Origin of the sequence: Methylobacterium sp. CCH5-D2, from assembly GCF_001556475.1 — a bacterium.
Classification (GTDB): Bacteria; Pseudomonadota; Alphaproteobacteria; order Rhizobiales; family Beijerinckiaceae; genus Methylobacterium; species Methylobacterium hispanicum.
This window is the reverse complement of sequence record NZ_LSIX01001021.1, coordinates 1-14,793: the sequence shown is the minus strand read 5'-3', so window position 1 is coordinate 14,793 and position 14,793 is coordinate 1. Positions and strand designations below refer to the sequence as shown.

Here is a 14,793-nt window from a genome sequence, read left to right as displayed (position 1 = left end):
GTTTTTCCATGTGCGCGTCGCTTTTTCCCGCCGTACGGGAGGGGGATCGCGCGGCGGAATCCAAAGAAAAAAGCCGCCCCGTAAGGAGCGGCTTGGATGAGTCGTCAGGGAGGCATCAAACAGAGCGGATGAAAGATCCACTCGACATCCAGACCATCTGGACTACGCGATTGATGACTCCGAAACCCTAACGCGTGGTTAAGGATGCGCGCGAAAAGTCAGGCCGCGAGGCTCTGGAACAACCCGCGCCCGTCGGTGCCGCCCACGAGACCCTCCACGAAGTTCTCCGGGTGGGGCATCAGGCCGAGCACGTTGCGCTGCTCCGAGTAGATGCCGGCGATCGCGTTGATCGAGCCGTTGCGGTTGGCATCGACCGTCAGCGCGCCGGTCGCGTCGCAGTAGCGGAAGGCCACGCGGCCCTCGCCCTCGATCCGGGCCAGCGTCTCGGGGTCGGCGAAGTAGTTGCCCTCACCGTGCGCCACGCAGACGTCGATCACCTGGCCGGCCTCGTAGGCGCTGGTGAAGCGCGTGTCCGCCCGCTCGACCCGCAAGGTCTGACGGTGGCAGATGAAGCGGCGGTTGACGTTGCGCATCAGCACGCCGGGCAGGAGGCCCGACTCGCACAGGATCTGGAAGCCGTTGCAGATGCCGAGCACGAGACCGCCGCGGGCCGCGTGGGCCCGCACCGCGTCCATGGCCGGCGCGCGGCCCGCGATGGCCCCGCAGCGCAGGTAGTCGCCGTAGGAGAAGCCGCCGGGCAGCACCGCGAGGTCGGTGCCGCCGGGCAGCGCCGTATCGGCGTGCCAGACGTGCTCCACCTCGGCACCGGCGAGCCGCAGCGCCCGCGCGACGTCGCCGTCGCGGTTGGACCCCGGAAAGGTGACGATCGCCGCGCGCATCAGCCGAGCTCGATGGCGTAGTTCTCGACGACCGTGTTCGCGAGGAGCTTCTCGCAGGCCGCCTTCAGGGTCGCCTCGGCGCCCGCGCGGTCCGTCGCGTTCACCTCGAGGTCGAAGACCTTGCCCTGCCGGACGCCATCGACCGAGTCGATGCCGAAGGACTTCAGAGCGGATTCGATCGCCTTACCCTGAGGATCCAGCACGCCTGTCTTCAGGGTGACGATGATGCGGGCTTTCATGATGGGGTGCTCATCCGCGGGCTTTGCCTACCGGCCGCTCGGCGTCGTCTGTGGCTGAGGTCCGCGACGATTTAGCCGAACCGGTGAGGGGCTGTCGATTGCTCGATCGAGTATCCCCGGAATACCGGGCATTCCTGCTCGTCGGCGAAGGGGTGAGGTCTCCGGGCTCAGCGGGCGGCCGGTCCGCGCAGGGGCTCGATGCTGGTGGCGCGGCGCCAGAGCTGCACCATCACCCACACCGCCACCAGACTGAACAGGACCATGAGCACGTGCCCGACCCGGTCGCCGAGGTCGAGCAGGCCCGCCAGCGCCCAGCCCGCCGCGATGGCCACGGCGAAGACCTCCGTCCCGACCAGCACCATCATGCTGACGATCGTGATCAGGTTGCGGGTGTTCACGGGGCAGGCCCTTCCGGCGGTCTCCGGTTCGAGTCAACCGGCTTCGTGCCGCGGCAGGTAGCGTGTTTCGCGCGGGCTGCGCAACCGCCTCCGCGCGTGGTCCTCGTTTGCGACGGAGGCCCGGCTCCAATGCGTCCGAGGCCGGGCCTCCGCTGCGTCGGGCCAATTCTGCGCGAGGTGCGCTTGGCCGGTTCAGCGCGGGGCGCGTTTCGCCAAGATGCGCTGGAGCGTGCGGCGATGCATGTTGAGGCGTCGCGCCGTCTCGCTGACATTGCGCCCGCAGAGCTCGTAGACGCGCTGGATGTGCTCCCAGCGGACCCGGTCGGCGGACATCGGGTTCTCCGGCGGGTCCGCGCGCTCGCCGGGCTGGGCCATCAGCGTGCCGTGGATCTCGTCGGCGTCGGCGGGCTTGGCAAGGTAGTCGAAGGCACCGAGCTTCACCGCGTTCACCGCGGTCGCGATGTTGCCGTAGCCGGTGAGGATCACGCCCCGTGCCTCGGGGCGCTGCTCCTTCAGCCGTGCGATCACGTCGAGCCCGTTGCCGTCGCCGAGGCGCATGTCGATCACCGCGAAGGCCGGCGCGCGGCTCTCCACGGCGGAGACGCCCTCGGCCACGCTCTCGGCCACCTGCACCTCGTAGCCCCGGCTCTCCATCGCGCGGGCGAGGCGGGTCGAGAAGGGCTTGTCATCGTCCACGATCAGGAGGCTGCGGTCGGTGAAGGCAGCCAACGGGTCGGCCTCGGGCCCGGGGGTCGCGGTTCCGCTCTGCGTCAGCATGGGGACGCTTCCTTTCGAATTCGCTGTTCTGATAGCGCTTTATATAGGTGCGGCATCACCTGTCGGGAGGGGGGAGGAGCGGGTAAGTTCGGGGGAAAGTCGCGGCGCGGCGCCGCGCTCGAAGATGTGACGCGCCCAGGAGATCCGCACCACCGCGCCGTGGTTGCCCGGCCCGGCCGCGTTCGAGAGGGTGATCTGCGCGCCCGAGCGCTCGATCAGGGTCTTGGCGATGAACAACCCGAGCCCGAGCCCGCCGCGGTTCCAGGCGCCGTCGTCCCGTCGCTCCGGGCTGCGGGTGGTGACGTAGGGCTCGCCCGCCCGCAGCAGCACCTCGGAGGAGAAGCCCGGCCCGTCGTCCCGGATCTCCAGCGAGACCCTCTCGAGCGTCCAGCGCGCCTCCAGCGTCACCCGCGTCTCCGAGAAGTCGATCGCGTTGTCGAGGATGTTGGCGAGCCCGTACATCACGCCGGGATTGCGCCGGCAGGTGGGCTCCGGTCCCTCGCCCCGGCTCGTCACGTCGAGCACGACGCCGAGCGCCCGCTGCGGGGCGGCGAGTTCCTCGACGACCTGGGCGAGCGTCACCGTCTCGAGGAAGCTGCCGCCGTCCCCGTCGGCTCCGAGCGAGGTGAGCTTGCCGAGGATGCCGCGGCAGCGATCGACCTGCTCGCGCAGCAGGTCGAGGTCCTCGCGCACGGCGGGCGTCGCCGCGGGCCCGAGCTGGCGCACCAACTCCTTCGTCACCACCATGATGGTGCCGAGCGGCGTGCCGAGCTCGTGCGCGGCGGCCGCCGCCAGCCCGTCGAGCTGCGAGAGGTGCTGCTCGCGGGCGAGCACCAATTCGGTCGCGGCGAGCGCCTGCGCGAGCTGGCGCGTCTCCTCCGAGACCCGCCACGCGTAGACCCCCGTGAAGGCGGTGCCGAGCAGGATCGCGGTCCAGACCCCCGAGACGTACAGGAAGGGCAGCTCGATCCGCCCGTCCGCGAACCAGGGCAGCGGCCGGTGCACGAGGGCGAGCAGCGTCGCGAGCCCGACCGCGAGGAGGCCCAGCGCCAGGGTCCGCTCCGGCGGGAGCGCGGTCGCCGAGATCAGGACGGGTGCGAGGAACAGCAGCGAGAACGGGTTCTGTAGGCCCCCGGTAAGGAAAAGCAGAACGGCGAGCTGGACGATGTCGAAGGCGAGCAGCAGAGCCGCCGCGTCGTCGTTGAGCCGGTAGCTCGCCGGGAAGCGGATGCGCAGGCCGAGATTGAGCCAGGATGAGGCGGCGATCGCCAGGAAGCACCAGCCGAAGGGCAGCGACAGGCCGAGCCCGAACTGAGCCCCCACCACCGCCGCGCTCTGGCCGGCGATGGCGAGCCAGCGCAGGCGCACGAAGGTGTCGAGGCGCAGGTGGCGCGCGTCGCGCAGGAGACGGGACGGATCGCTGTCGGGCATCTCGGGTCGTCGCGGCGCACGGGAACAGGTCCGGACGAGGTCCGGAAAAGGTCGAAGTAACGTCGGACCGAGCGTCTACCACCTCTCGGCAGGGGAACGGGGTTGGGCCGCCCCGGGTTTCGCCAGTCCGGGGGAGGCTTCGATGTGTTGGCCTGGGACCATCGTCACGCCCGGGGGGAGCCGATGGATCTGGCCTGTTCTCGGTACGAGGGCGGCCGCGCGCTGATCGCGTCGGCGCGCATCGCCGCCGATCTCACCCGCCACGCTGTGCGGAACCCGACGAACCCGGCAGCCTACGCGCCCCATGCCCGCTCGATTGCAGCAGGTTGCGAGATGTTCGAGCGCGTGACCCGCCGCGACGGCAAACCGCGCATCGGCCTCGACGCCGGGTCGCGTGAACTGCCTACTGGGTCAGGCGCGCAGCGGCGACCGCGTCGCTGAACATGGCGTTCAGCGCCGTCGTGATCTGCGTGGCGTCGCTGGCGGTCCGGAAGAAGCCCGGTGAGGCGCAGGATTGAAGCGCGCTCGGGACATTCGGGATGAGGCTGTTCACCCGGATGTTCTCATATCCGACGTTGTCGTTGAACGGCTGCGCCATCGGCAAATAGGGGATGTAGAGGATCGAGATCGTGATGCCGCGATTTTTCAGCGGCGTGCACAGGCTGGGATCGATCAGGTTCGAGTACGAGCCTGTCCATTTCTTTACATCGTATTTCGCTGCGGTACCGTAATAGTACTGCGTGTTTGCCATGCCGTCGGTGACGAGGAAGACGAACGGCTTCGCCTTGGCCGAGGTGGACCCGTCGCCGATGCGGGTGATCTTCTTATTCATGTCGGGCATCACGTTGTCGAAATGCGTGCCGCCACTCCCCCGCAACTGGGTCGAATCGCCGACGTCCATGTAGGATTCGAGACTGTTGGCGTAGGGTTTCAAGCTGTCCAGCGATTGGGTCAGGTCGGCCGCGGTCTCCATGTAGCTGACGAACGGGAAGAGGCCGATCCTGTACTGCTTGTCGAGGGTCGCCTTCGACTTGGCCGTGTCGATGAGCTGCGAGACCGCCTTGCCGACCGTCGCGATGCGCAGTTCAATGTTGTTGGCCTTCGAGAGGTCGTAGCCCTTGAAGCTCGGGAAGTGGCAGGCGAAGGCGCAGTTGTTGCCCTTGGAATCCGCCATGTCGGGGTTCAGCTTGGCGAAGGAGACCTGCTGCGCCGCGCTCGTCGGCAGACCCATCGAGCCGGAGGTGTCGAGCAGCAGGTAGAAGTCGGCGTAGATCGGCAGCGACAGGTTGGCGGTGGATGTTCCGACCACGTTGAGGCTGGAGGCGGCAACGTTGCCGAGCAGGCGCCCGAAGGGCGAGGGGAAGGTGGTCGAATACCCTGCCGATGCGGTCAGGTCCTGCCCGCTGCGCGCGAGATTGATCGTCGGTGTCACCGAGAGGGCGCCGAGCGTCGAGGCCGCGTTGGCGCGGAACACCGCCTCCGCGCGCGCCTTGCCGCGGGTGATCGCGTCCGCGGTCGGGTCCGCCTGGTTGTTCGGGTTGGTCGAGATGTAGTCGCGCGCCGTGGTGATCGCCGCCATAGCCGCCGCGTCGGCGGCGTCGTCCAGGCGGGCGCGGTAGTTCACCTTGCGCAGGTACTCGACGCCGGCCCCGAGGCTGCCGATCAGGGGCAGCGCGCTCAGTCCGAAGATGATGAGGACGTTCCCGCGCCGGTCCCCGGCGTAGCGGCGGCCGAGGGGATGCGCGATCCCTCGACCGAGGCGGGTGAGGGCCCGCGCGAGGCGGCCCTGGTGATTGGGCGCAGACGACATCGTGACCTCAGGCAGGAACGACGCAGACCCAGGCGTTGCCGGCGCTCGCGGTCGGGTCGTAGACGATGGAGGAGACGTAGCGGGGAGGGGCGTAGAAGGAGCGTCGGACCGTCACGGTACCGACGACCGAACGCAGGAATAGCGGCCGGTACTCGAACACCAGGTCGGCCACCACCAGGAAGCCGGGCCCGAAGATGTCCGAAGGGAGCGTCGAGGGACTCGGCTGCGCCGCCGTCGCGGCCCCGGTCAGGGGCGTCGCGCAGGGGCGGCCCTGGCCCGCGGTCCAGGCCACGTAGGCCGTGTAGGTGCAGTTGCTCTGGCAGCCCGACTGAGTTTTGAACTGGATCCCGGACAGGGATGCCCGCACCGTGCTCCAGACCCACTCGTTGCGGATCTGCGCTTCCTTCATGAGTTCGGGGAAGACGACGAGCTGCGTCCGGAACACCGAGTCGAGGTTGGCCCAGGTGAGCCGGCCGGTGCTGTTGCCGAGCGCCGGGTCCGGATCTGCGCGCGCGAGGAGGTCGGCCATCGTGGCGGCGGCGAGATGGGCCTTGCGCACGTAGATCGTGTAGCGGGCGAGATCGAAGGCCACGAGCGCCAGGACGAGCAGGATCGGCAGGATGAAGGCGATCTCGAGTCCCGCGACGCCGTGCCGGTCGGCCCGCCAGGCGCGAAGGACGGGTCGGAGGTGTCCGGGGCCGGTGCGGCGTGGGGCGAGGAGGCGCGCGGTCATCACGGCTCAGCAACCCGTGCCGACGAAGCTGCCGCCCGTGTAGGGCTCGTTGCGGAATGCCGCCGCGGCGCGCACGAAGGCCACGGTCTGGCCGTTCCAGCTTTGGCCGACCGTGCTCCGCCAGATCGGGCTGAACAGCGGTATCGCGTAGAAGACCTGCAGGTATTGATAGGCCCCGGCCGCAGCAGGACAGTAGCTTGTCTGGCTGTTGTTCATCGAGACGGCGACGAGGCCGCTCAGGTCCGGCTTCACGAAGGCGCCGTAGCCGGAGCCGTCCATGTCGGCCCTCTGGAGATTGGTGACGACGTTGCCGCAGGGCATGCCCGGCATCAGCGCGGGGCAGAGGACCTTCTCGCGGAAGCTGGCGGCCGTCCCCGCCTTGTTCGCGTCGAGGCTGCCGACCTGAATGGCCCGGGCGGCTGCGACCGTGGCCCGCTCCACGGCGGCCGAACTGTACAGGAACAGCCCGCCCTGCAGGATCTCCAGCATCGCGATGATCAGGATCGGGCCGGCGATGGCGAACTCGATCGCCGTCACCCCGGATCGGCAAGCCCCGAACGTCGGCAGCGCCCGGCCGAGGGCCGGGCGCCTGCATGCGCGGGCCGAAACCATCGGAGGGAGCATCGAGCACACGGGATAATCTTCGCCGGTATTGCAAGCCGTGGGTGGTAAACAGACGTCGGAGACAACCCAGGATCCGACACAGTCGTCATCCCACCGACCCGTTAAGATCTCCTGTATCCGATCGCCGAACTTCGCCGCGTGTCCGGGCCGAACGGTTATCCAGAGCGCTTGGCAAGGCCGGGCCCGCGCGGCCCGTGCCAAGCGCGCGCAGGCGGATTACAGTGCGGCCATGCTTCTCGCCCTACTGCGGCGGTCCGCGTCGGCCCCCGACCCGGACCACATCGCGATCGATCACGAAGGCGCGACCTTCCGGATTCTCCTGCGCCGCCGCGACAGCGCGCGGCGGCTGACGCTTCGCGTCTCGGCGGCGACCGGCGAGGTGGTGATGACGGTACCGCCCCGCACGGCCCTGGCCACAGCCCAGCGCTTTGCTGCCGGCCACGGCGGCTGGATCGCCGCGCGGCTCGCCAAGCTGCCGGAGCGGGTGGCTTTCGCGGAGGGCGCCCTGTTTCCGCTGCGGGGCGTGATGCACGCGATCGTCCGGAGGGAGGGGCGCAGCGGCGCGACACGCATCGAGGCCGGCCCGGACGGGCCCGTCCTCTCGGTCTCCTGCGGCGAGGCGCACGTCGCGCGGCGCGCGCGCGAGTTCTTGCAGGCGGAGGCCTTGCGCGACCTGAAGCTCTCGATCACCCACCACACGGAGCGGCTCGGCCAGGGACCGGCCCGGATCACGCTCCGCGACACACGCAGCCGCTGGGGCTCCTGCACGGCGCGGGGCGAGCTGAACTTCTCGTGGCGCCTGATCCTGGCCCCGCCGCTGGTGCTCGACTACCTCGTGGCGCACGAGATGGCGCATCTGCGCGAGATGAACCATTCCGACCGGTTCTGGCGGCTCGTCGGAGAACTCTGCCCGAACGTGGATGCGGCCGAGGCCTGGCTGAAGCGCCACGGAGCCGGCCTGCACCGCTACGGCTGAGGCCGGTCCATCGGTTCCGGGCCACGACCCAAGTGTCTCGGCCCGAGTGTCTCGGCCCGAGTGCAAGAGGCGAAGTGCCTTTGTCGGAGTGCCTCAGCCTTTGGCGCGCAGCACGGCCGCCGGGCGCTCGGCCGGCCAGGTCGGGCGCTGCTCGACCTCGCCGGGCATCAGGGTGCGGGGCGCGACGCTGTCGCAGATCTCGCGCTGGCGCACGATGGTCGGGTTGCCGAACTGGTCGCGGCGGCGGACGAAGCCCCCGTCCCGGCAGAAGCCCGCGATGGCCGCATCGCCCCCGCGGCGCCCGTACGGGTTCCGCTCGACCGGCGGGTGCTCGACGACGAGCGGGCCGTCGCGGTTGAGCGAGCGCTCGATATAGGTGGTCTCCCCGATCGGGAGCCCCTGGGCCCACGCCCCGACGGCCGGCGATGCGCCGAGCGCCAGAAGGGTGAGGAGGAGACGCGCGCGCAGCGGACGCATGAGGCCGATCCCGGACGGTTTCGCGAAGAGCCATCTGTAAGCGTGGCCGGAGGCCCGCGATAGCGCTTTGCGGCAACAATAGGACGGCGCCCGTCGCTTGACAGGGGCGGTCCCGCATGGTCCCAACGCGCGGCTTTCGCCGTTGTCCGCGTCCCCCGGGACGCTTCCGGGTAGAGGTTGGCTGGTGCCACGACGCGTGCGGCTCGGTCCTGTCAGGCGCCTTCTCGGCGCGCTCGGTCTGGCCGCCCTGGCCGGCCTCTCAGCCACCGCGCCGGCCGGCGCGCAGGGCATGGTGCGCAAGACCTTCGACGACTGGCAGTTGCGCTGCGAGACGCCGGCCGGTGCCAAGGCCGAGCAGTGCGCCCTGGTGCAGTACCTCGCCGCCGAGGACCGCCCGAACCTCACCCTCGTTGTCATCGTGCTGAAGACCGCCGACAACCGCGGCTACCTGCTGCGCGTGGTGGCCCCGCTCGGCGTGCTGCTGCCCTCCGGCCTCGGCCTGAAGATCGACCAGGCCGATATCGGCCGCGCCGGCTTCGTGCGCTGCCTGACCACGGGCTGCGTCGCCGAGGTGGTGATGGACGACGGCCTGCTCGCCCGGTTCAAGGGTGGCAGCCAAGCGACCTTCATCGTGTTCCAGACGCCCGAGGAGGGCGTCGGCATCCCGCTGTCGATGAAGGGGTTCGGCGCGGGCTTCGACAGCCTCAAGTAGGATCGCGGGACGAGCTATGAACGGACGGTTGGCGCGGCTCGGCTCCCTGCTCGCACTTCTCGCGCTCGGCGCACCTGGTGCCTTTGCGCAGGGTGCACCCCGGGCCGCCCCTCCGGCGGAGGAGGGCAACATCTTCTCCAACCTCCTGAAATACGGCGGCACCACCGTGCCGCCCTCCCGCGCGCCCGAGCCCGAGGCGGCCTACTGCCCGACCGTGGACGTGCCGGAAGGGGGGGCGGCGATGCAGACGCTCGGCGGCCGCGGGGAGGGCGCAGCCGGCAGCATCCGCTCGCAGGCAACGCTCGGCCGCCTCGCCCGCGAGTGCACGCCGCAGGCCGACGGCACGGTGCGGGTCAAGGTGGGCGCGGAGGTGCGGGTGCTGCTCGGGCCAGGCGGCGCCCCGGGGCGCTTCGACGTGCCGATCACCTTCCAGATTCGCCACGACGACAAGACCGTGACGACCCGCCAGCAGCGCATGACCGTCACGGTCGCGCCCGGCGAGGCTCAAGGGTTCGGCTCGACGGTGGAGGACGGCCTCGTCGTCCCGGCCGGGATGGTGCAGGACTACGAGATCATGGCCGGCATCGGCAAGGCCGGGGCGCCGAAGGGACCGCTGAAGCCGAAGCCCCGCCGCAAGGCTCCCGCGGCGGCCGCCCAGGAGGGCGGCGAGAGCGGTGCCGCCCAGTGAGGGCGTGCCCGCGCAGGCCGACGGCGTCGCGGGCCTGAGCGGGGCCGGCCGTGCCGTCCCCTTCCGGCTGGAGCCCGCGGCGGACGCCCCGCCCGGTTGCCCCTTCGAGCTTCGCCTCGTCCTGCCCGGCGGCCTCGCCGGCTGGATCGTGCTCAGCTACCGCAGCGACCCCGCCGCGCGCCCCGAGCGCCCGATCCTGCGCGCGCTGGCAGGCGACGGCACGGCACAGGACTTCGTGCTGCCGGGCGGTGCGCGCGCGCACTGGCTCGGGCTGATCCCGCCGGGTACCGCCGGGATCCGGCTCGCCGTCCCGCCTGGCTTCCGCCTCGACCGCGTCGGCCGGCGCAGCGATGCCGGGCTGCTGCTCCAGGCGCTGCGGCGGCGTCCGTTCCGGGCGGTCGCCGCTCTCTATGAGCGCGCCCGCGGCGATGCCCGGCGCTACCGCGATACCCTGCGGGGCGCCTGCGCGGTCACCCCGCTCGCCGACTACGCGGCCTGGGCCCCGCTCCGTGCGGAGGCCGCGCCGGTCCCTGCGGCCACCGTCTCGGTCCGCGTTCTGATCGCGCTCCGGGCGGGGCAGGCGGCGGCGCTCGCCCGCACGCTCGCCAGCCTCGCGGCGCAGACCCACGCCGCCTGGACGGCGCAGGTCCTCGTCGTCGGCGCCGCCGGGACTCCGCTCGGCACCGATCCGCGTGTGGCCTTCGCGCCCTGGCGTGCCGACCAGCCGCTTGCCGAGAGCGTCGGCGCGGCGACGGCCCTCTGCCTGCTCGAACCAGGCGACGTCCTGCCGTCGGACGCCCTCGCGAGCCTCGCTGCGGCGCTCGGGCCCGCGAACCTCGTCTACGCGGACGAGGTCGGCGCGGACGGGCGACCCCGGCTGAAGCCCGACTGGAGCCCCGATTTCGCGCTGGCCGCCGGCTATCTCGGCCGGCCCTGGCTCGCGGCCCCGGCGCGGCTCGGCGACGCGCTCGGGGCACCGCTCGGCGATCCGGCCGACCTCGCGCTCCGCCTCGACGTCGCCGTCGCGGCGGGCGCGGGCGATGTCCGGCACCTGCCGCGCGTTCTCGCCCGCACGGAGGCGCGCCTCGCCGACGGGACGCCGCGCCGTGCGGTCCTGCTCCGCTACCTCCGTGCGGCCGGCTCGCCCGCCACGGTCGCGCTGCGCGACGGCGTGGCCGACCTTGTCTGGCCACTGCCCGAGCCGGCCCCGCTCGCCAGCATCGTGATCCCTTCCCGCGACCGGCCCGACCTGATCGGGGAGGTCTGCCGCGGCGTGTTGCACGCGACCGCCTATCCGGCGATCGAGCTGATCGTCGTCGACAACGGCTCGACCGATCCGGCCGTGCTCGCCCATTACGGCGCGCTGCGGGCCGACCGGCGCGTGACGATCCTCAGCGACCCGGAGCCGTTCAACTTCTCGCGGCTCGTCAATCGGGGCGTCGCTGCAGCCACCGGCTCAGTCGTGGTGCTCCTCAACAACGACATCGCCGTGCTGGAGCCCGGCTGGCTCGACGCCCTGGTGCGGCAGGCCTGCCGTCCCGAGGTCGGCGCGGTCGGCGCCAAGCTCCTCTACGGCGACGGCCGGCTCCAGCATGGAGGCGTGGTGGTCGGGCTCGGCGGTCGCGCGGGCCACATCTTGCGCCGCCGCCCCGGCGACGTTCCGGGACATCTCGGCCAGATGCGGGTGGCCCGCGAGGTCGCGGCCGTGACCGCGGCCTGCCTCGCGGTCCGGCGCGATCTCTACGCGCGGGTCGGCGGCTTCGACGCGGAGACCTTCCCGGTCGATTTCAACGACGTGGATTTCTGCCTGCGCCTGCGCGAGCAGGGCCTGCGCAACATCTGGACGCCGGCCGCGCGGCTCGCGCACCTGGAATCGGTGAGCCGCGGCCCCTCGATCGGCCCCGCCCGCGCCCGCTTCGAGGCCGAGGCCGCCCGCTTCGCCGAGCGTTGGCGCGCGGTGATCCGGCACGATCCCTATTACCATCCCCGGCTCACGCTCACGACCTTCGGGGAGGAGTTGGAGTGAGAGCGAGGCACCACGGGCCACTTCAGGGCGGCCGGGACGCCGCTCGTCCCGTCCCGTCTCCTAGACCGACAGGCCTGTGATGCCGGCCCCCTTCGATGGCTTCAGGTCCTGCGGCTCCCCCTCTTCCCGCTTGCGGGGAGAGGGGGCACGGTGCGGTTCTCCACCGAGCCGAAACCAGGGGCAGGCCTCTAGGCGAGTGTCCTGCCGCAGGTGGGGAGACGGGATTCACGGCGCCCGAAATCATCGTCCGGGGACGGCATGACCGCCTCGCCCGATCCAGCCCTCCGCTTCTCCGAGCCTCGTCCCCGGCACCCTCTCGGGACGCTCGCCGCCCTCGCGCATCATCCGGGCCGTACTCTCGCGCTTCTCTGGGCCCGGATCACCGGGCGGCGGTTGCGGGCGCGGCAGGGGTTCGCCGCGCTCGTCGGCATCGATCACCGACTTGCCCTGCCGCCGGCGATCCTGACGGCCGTCCCGGAAGCTTCGGAGCCCTTCGCGGATCCCGACATCGTGCTGCTGAGCGCGCCCGGCCACGTCCTCGTGGCCGGGGCCGCCGGGACGATCCGCGCGGCCTTCGCGGATCCCGACCTGCAGGCACTCTACGGCGATGCCCTGGTGAAAGACCGCGCCGACGGCCCGGTCCTGCCGCTGCTGCGCCCCGTCTTCGATCCTGATTTCCTCGCGGCCCTCGACTATGTCGGTCCCGTCCTCGCGCTCCGCCGCGCGGCGCTCGGTCCGGCCGGGGTCGATCCGCGGGCCGGCGCGACCGACGCGCTGTTCCGGATCGCGGAGCGCTACGGCCCGGCCGCGATCGCCCACCTGCCGCGCGTCCTCGCGCTTCGCCAGCCGGGTCGGGCAGAAGCGGGGGAGGGGAGGGGGCACGCGGCCGCGGTCCGGGCTCATCTCGACCGTACCGGCCGCGCCGCGAGCGCGATCGAGCCGGCAGGGGAGGGGATTCTCCGGATCGTCCACCCGCTGCCCGAGCCGCACCCCGCTGCCAGCCTGATCGTGCCGACCCGCGACAGGCTCGACCTGCTGCGCCCCTGTGTCGAGAGCCTGCTGGCGACCGACTGGCCCGACCTCGACCTCGTCGTCCTCGACAACGACAGCCGCGAGCCCGGGACCCGCGCCTATCTGGACGCCCTGTCGGCCGCCGGTCGTGCCCGCGTGCTGCGCTGGCCCGGGGCCTTCGACTTCGCGGCTATGAACAACGCCGCGGCGCGGATCGCCCGCGGCCGGCTCCTCGTCTTCGTCAACAACGACGTGGTTGCGGGGGACACGTCCTGGCTGGCGCGGATGGCTCGCCACGCGCTGCGCCCGGAGATCGGCGCGGTCGGCGCGAAGCTCGTCGACGGCGCCGGCCGGATCCAGCACGGCGGCATCGTGCTCGGGACCGGGGGCGGCCTCGTCACGCACGCCCACCGGCACTTCCCGGGCAACGCGCCGGGATATCTCGGGCGCCTCACCCTGACGCACCGGGTCTCGGCCGTGACCGCCGCCTGCCTGATGGTGGAGGCGGACAAGTTCGCGGCTGTCGGCGGCTTCGACGCCGCGCACTTCGCGGTCGATTTCAACGACGTCGATCTCTGCCTGCGCCTCAACGCGGCCGGCTACCACACCCTGATGGTGCCGGAGGCAGTGCTCCACCACTACGAGGGCCTGAGCCGCCGCCGCACGCCGGAGGCTGCCGCCCGCCACGCCCGCGAGATTGGGGCGTTTGAGAAGCGATGGGGGCCGCTGCTGGCGCAGGACCCCCATTACCACCCGGGCTTCGACCCGGACCTTTCGACCCATGCCCGCCTGCGACCGGGCGCCCTTCTGGGCGAGCCCGGCCCGGCGCGCCGCCCTACTGAACGAGGCGGGGGCCGCCCATCTGCACCTTCTCGTTCTCGGCCATGATGCCGAGGCGCTTGGCGACCTCGGTGTAGGCCTCGATCAAGCCGCCGAGATCCTTGCGGAAGCGGTCCTTGTCGAGCTTGTCCGAGGACTTGATGTCCCAGAGCCGGCACGAGTCCGGCGAGATCTCGTCCGCCACCACGATGCGCATCATGTCGCCTTCCCAGAGGCGGCCGGTCTCCATCTTGAAGTCGACGAGGCGGATGCCGACGCCGAGGAAGAGCCCCGACAGGAAGTCGTTGACGCGGATCGCCAGCGCCATGATGTCGTCGATCTCCTGCGGCGTCGCCCAGCCGAAGGCGGTGATGTGCTCCTCCGACACCATCGGGTCGTTGAGCTGGTCGTTCTTGTAGTAGAACTCGATGATCGAGCGCGGCAGCTGGGTGCCTTCCTCCAGGCCGAGGCGCGTCGCCAGCGAGCCCGCCGCGACGTTGCGCACCACCACCTCGAGCGGGATGATCTCGACCTCGCGGATCAGCTGCTCGCGCATGTTGAGCCGGCGGATGAAGTGCGTCGGCACGCCGATGTCGTTGAGGTGCTGGAAGACGAATTCCGAGATCCGGTTGTTCAGCACGCCCTTGCCGTCGATGATCTCGTGCTTCTTCGCGTTGAAGGCGGTCGCGTCGTCCTTGAAGTGCTGGATGAGCGTGCCGGGCTCAGGCCCCTCGTAGAGGACCTTCGCCTTGCCCTCGTAGATGCGACGGCGGCGGTTCATAGGCGTGTACCGTGGTTTGAGGAAGTCCATGGGGCCGTGACTCCTTGGGGCGATGACGGCGGAATCCGCGGCGCGGCGACCGGACGAAAGGTCGGGCTGCGGGAGAAGAGCGATGCCGATTTCCCCCCGAAGCCGGGTTCCAAACTACCCGAAGCGGGCTTCCGGCACAACGCGTTAGCCCGCGGGTGGGGATTGCGCGGATGCCGCCGGAGGGCCCGTCACAGGCCGATCGCCGCGGCCAGGATCCTGGGATCCCCAAGGGCCGAGGCCCTTGGGCGGGGTCCCGGGGCGGAGCCTCGGGATCGGCTCCCTCGTCCTGGCTTTGCCAGGGCGAGGGAGCCGACAGCAGGGCTCTGCCCTGCACCCGCCAAAGGTCTCGACCTTTGGAATCC

16 protein-coding genes are annotated in these 14,793 nt (G+C 71.1%); 6 read left to right on the top strand and 10 right to left on the bottom strand.

The annotated features are described in order from the left end of the window. Positions 1 to 218 precede the first annotated feature (218 nt). The 5 genes from purQ to AX737_RS37310 all read right to left on the bottom strand — a co-directional run bounded on the left by purQ (position 219) and on the right by AX737_RS37310 (position 3,744). Positions 219 to 899 (bottom strand): phosphoribosylformylglycinamidine synthase subunit PurQ, encoded by a 681-nt coding sequence (purQ, locus tag AX737_RS37290; protein ID WP_066924627.1) that lies wholly within the window; start codon positions 897 to 899, stop codon positions 219 to 221. Beyond that, on the bottom strand, positions 899 to 1,138 hold the full coding sequence (purS, locus tag AX737_RS37295; protein ID WP_066924628.1) for a phosphoribosylformylglycinamidine synthase subunit PurS: 240 nt from the start codon (positions 1,136 to 1,138) through the stop codon (positions 899 to 901). Before purS ends, purQ begins: the two co-directional genes overlap by 1 nt. A gap of 167 nt (positions 1,139 to 1,305) precedes the next feature. After that, positions 1,306 to 1,536 carry a hypothetical protein gene (locus AX737_RS37300; RefSeq protein ID WP_066924629.1) on the bottom strand — a complete coding sequence of 77 codons (231 nt, stop codon included), beginning with the start codon at positions 1,534 to 1,536 and terminating at the stop codon, positions 1,306 to 1,308. A gap of 192 nt (positions 1,537 to 1,728) precedes the next feature. Next, positions 1,729 to 2,313, bottom strand: a complete 585-nt coding sequence (locus AX737_RS37305) for an ActR/PrrA/RegA family redox response regulator transcription factor (protein WP_066924630.1) — start codon at positions 2,311 to 2,313, stop codon at positions 1,729 to 1,731. A 39-nt stretch (positions 2,314 to 2,352) separates the two neighbouring features. Then, positions 2,353 to 3,744, bottom strand: a complete 1,392-nt coding sequence (locus AX737_RS37310) for an ActS/PrrB/RegB family redox-sensitive histidine kinase (protein ID WP_066924631.1) — start codon at positions 3,742 to 3,744, stop codon at positions 2,353 to 2,355. A gap of 183 nt (positions 3,745 to 3,927) precedes the next feature. On the opposite strand from AX737_RS37310, the gene AX737_RS37315 reads away from it, so the two are divergent. Continuing rightward, entirely contained in the window at positions 3,928 to 4,185 is a 258-nt protein-coding gene (locus AX737_RS37315; protein WP_156453864.1) for a hypothetical protein, read from the top strand. On the opposite strand, the gene AX737_RS37320 is transcribed toward AX737_RS37315, so the two are convergent. Genes AX737_RS37320 through AX737_RS37330 form a run of 3 tightly spaced genes read right to left on the bottom strand, consistent with a single transcriptional unit; the run spans position 4,148 to position 6,824 of the window. Continuing rightward, positions 4,148 to 5,554, bottom strand: coding sequence for a pilus assembly protein TadG-related protein (locus tag AX737_RS37320; RefSeq protein WP_066924632.1), 1,407 nt, complete (start codon positions 5,552 to 5,554; stop codon positions 4,148 to 4,150). The genes AX737_RS37315 and AX737_RS37320 overlap by 38 nt on opposite strands. 7 nt (positions 5,555 to 5,561) lie before the next feature. Then, positions 5,562 to 6,287: a TadE/TadG family type IV pilus assembly protein gene (locus AX737_RS37325; protein WP_066924633.1), complete on the bottom strand. Its 726-nt coding sequence runs from the start codon at positions 6,285 to 6,287 to the stop codon at positions 5,562 to 5,564. 6 nt (positions 6,288 to 6,293) lie between these two features. After that, entirely contained in the window at positions 6,294 to 6,824 is a 531-nt protein-coding gene (locus AX737_RS37330) for a TadE/TadG family type IV pilus assembly protein (protein ID WP_066924634.1), read from the bottom strand. Between the two features lie 316 nt (positions 6,825 to 7,140). Here AX737_RS37330 and AX737_RS37335 point away from each other — a divergent pair, with 316 nt between their 5' ends. Further along, positions 7,141 to 7,887: a SprT family zinc-dependent metalloprotease gene (locus AX737_RS37335; RefSeq protein WP_066924636.1), complete on the top strand. Its 747-nt coding sequence runs from the start codon at positions 7,141 to 7,143 to the stop codon at positions 7,885 to 7,887. 93 nt (positions 7,888 to 7,980) lie between these two features. On the opposite strand, the gene AX737_RS37340 is transcribed toward AX737_RS37335, so the two are convergent. Continuing rightward, the gene (locus tag AX737_RS37340; RefSeq protein WP_066924638.1) at positions 7,981 to 8,364 is read right to left on the bottom strand and encodes a hypothetical protein; all 384 of its coding nucleotides are present in this window, start codon (positions 8,362 to 8,364) and stop codon (positions 7,981 to 7,983) included. 238 nt (positions 8,365 to 8,602) lie between these two features. Here AX737_RS37340 and AX737_RS37345 point away from each other — a divergent pair, with 238 nt between their 5' ends. From AX737_RS37345 to AX737_RS37360, 4 genes are all read left to right on the top strand, one after another. Then, the gene (locus AX737_RS37345) at positions 8,603 to 9,076 is read left to right on the top strand and encodes an invasion associated locus B family protein (protein ID WP_238231871.1); all 474 of its coding nucleotides are present in this window, start codon (positions 8,603 to 8,605) and stop codon (positions 9,074 to 9,076) included. Positions 9,077 to 9,092: 16 nt separating this feature from the next. Beyond that, complete coding sequence (locus AX737_RS37350; protein WP_082773193.1) at positions 9,093 to 9,764, top strand: hypothetical protein; 672 nt, start codon at positions 9,093 to 9,095, stop codon at positions 9,762 to 9,764. Continuing rightward, entirely contained in the window at positions 9,751 to 11,790 is a 2,040-nt protein-coding gene (locus AX737_RS37355; protein WP_308445287.1) for a glycosyltransferase family 2 protein, read from the top strand. Before AX737_RS37350 ends, AX737_RS37355 begins: the two co-directional genes overlap by 14 nt. Before the next feature lie 258 nt (positions 11,791 to 12,048). Further along, positions 12,049 to 13,689, top strand: coding sequence for a glycosyltransferase family 2 protein (locus tag AX737_RS37360; RefSeq protein WP_082773194.1), 1,641 nt, complete (start codon positions 12,049 to 12,051; stop codon positions 13,687 to 13,689). On the opposite strand, the gene purC is transcribed toward AX737_RS37360, so the two are convergent. Beyond that, the gene (purC, locus tag AX737_RS37365) at positions 13,637 to 14,431 is read right to left on the bottom strand and encodes a phosphoribosylaminoimidazolesuccinocarboxamide synthase (protein WP_082773195.1); all 795 of its coding nucleotides are present in this window, start codon (positions 14,429 to 14,431) and stop codon (positions 13,637 to 13,639) included. The genes AX737_RS37360 and purC overlap by 53 nt on opposite strands. Positions 14,432 to 14,793 lie beyond the last annotated feature (362 nt).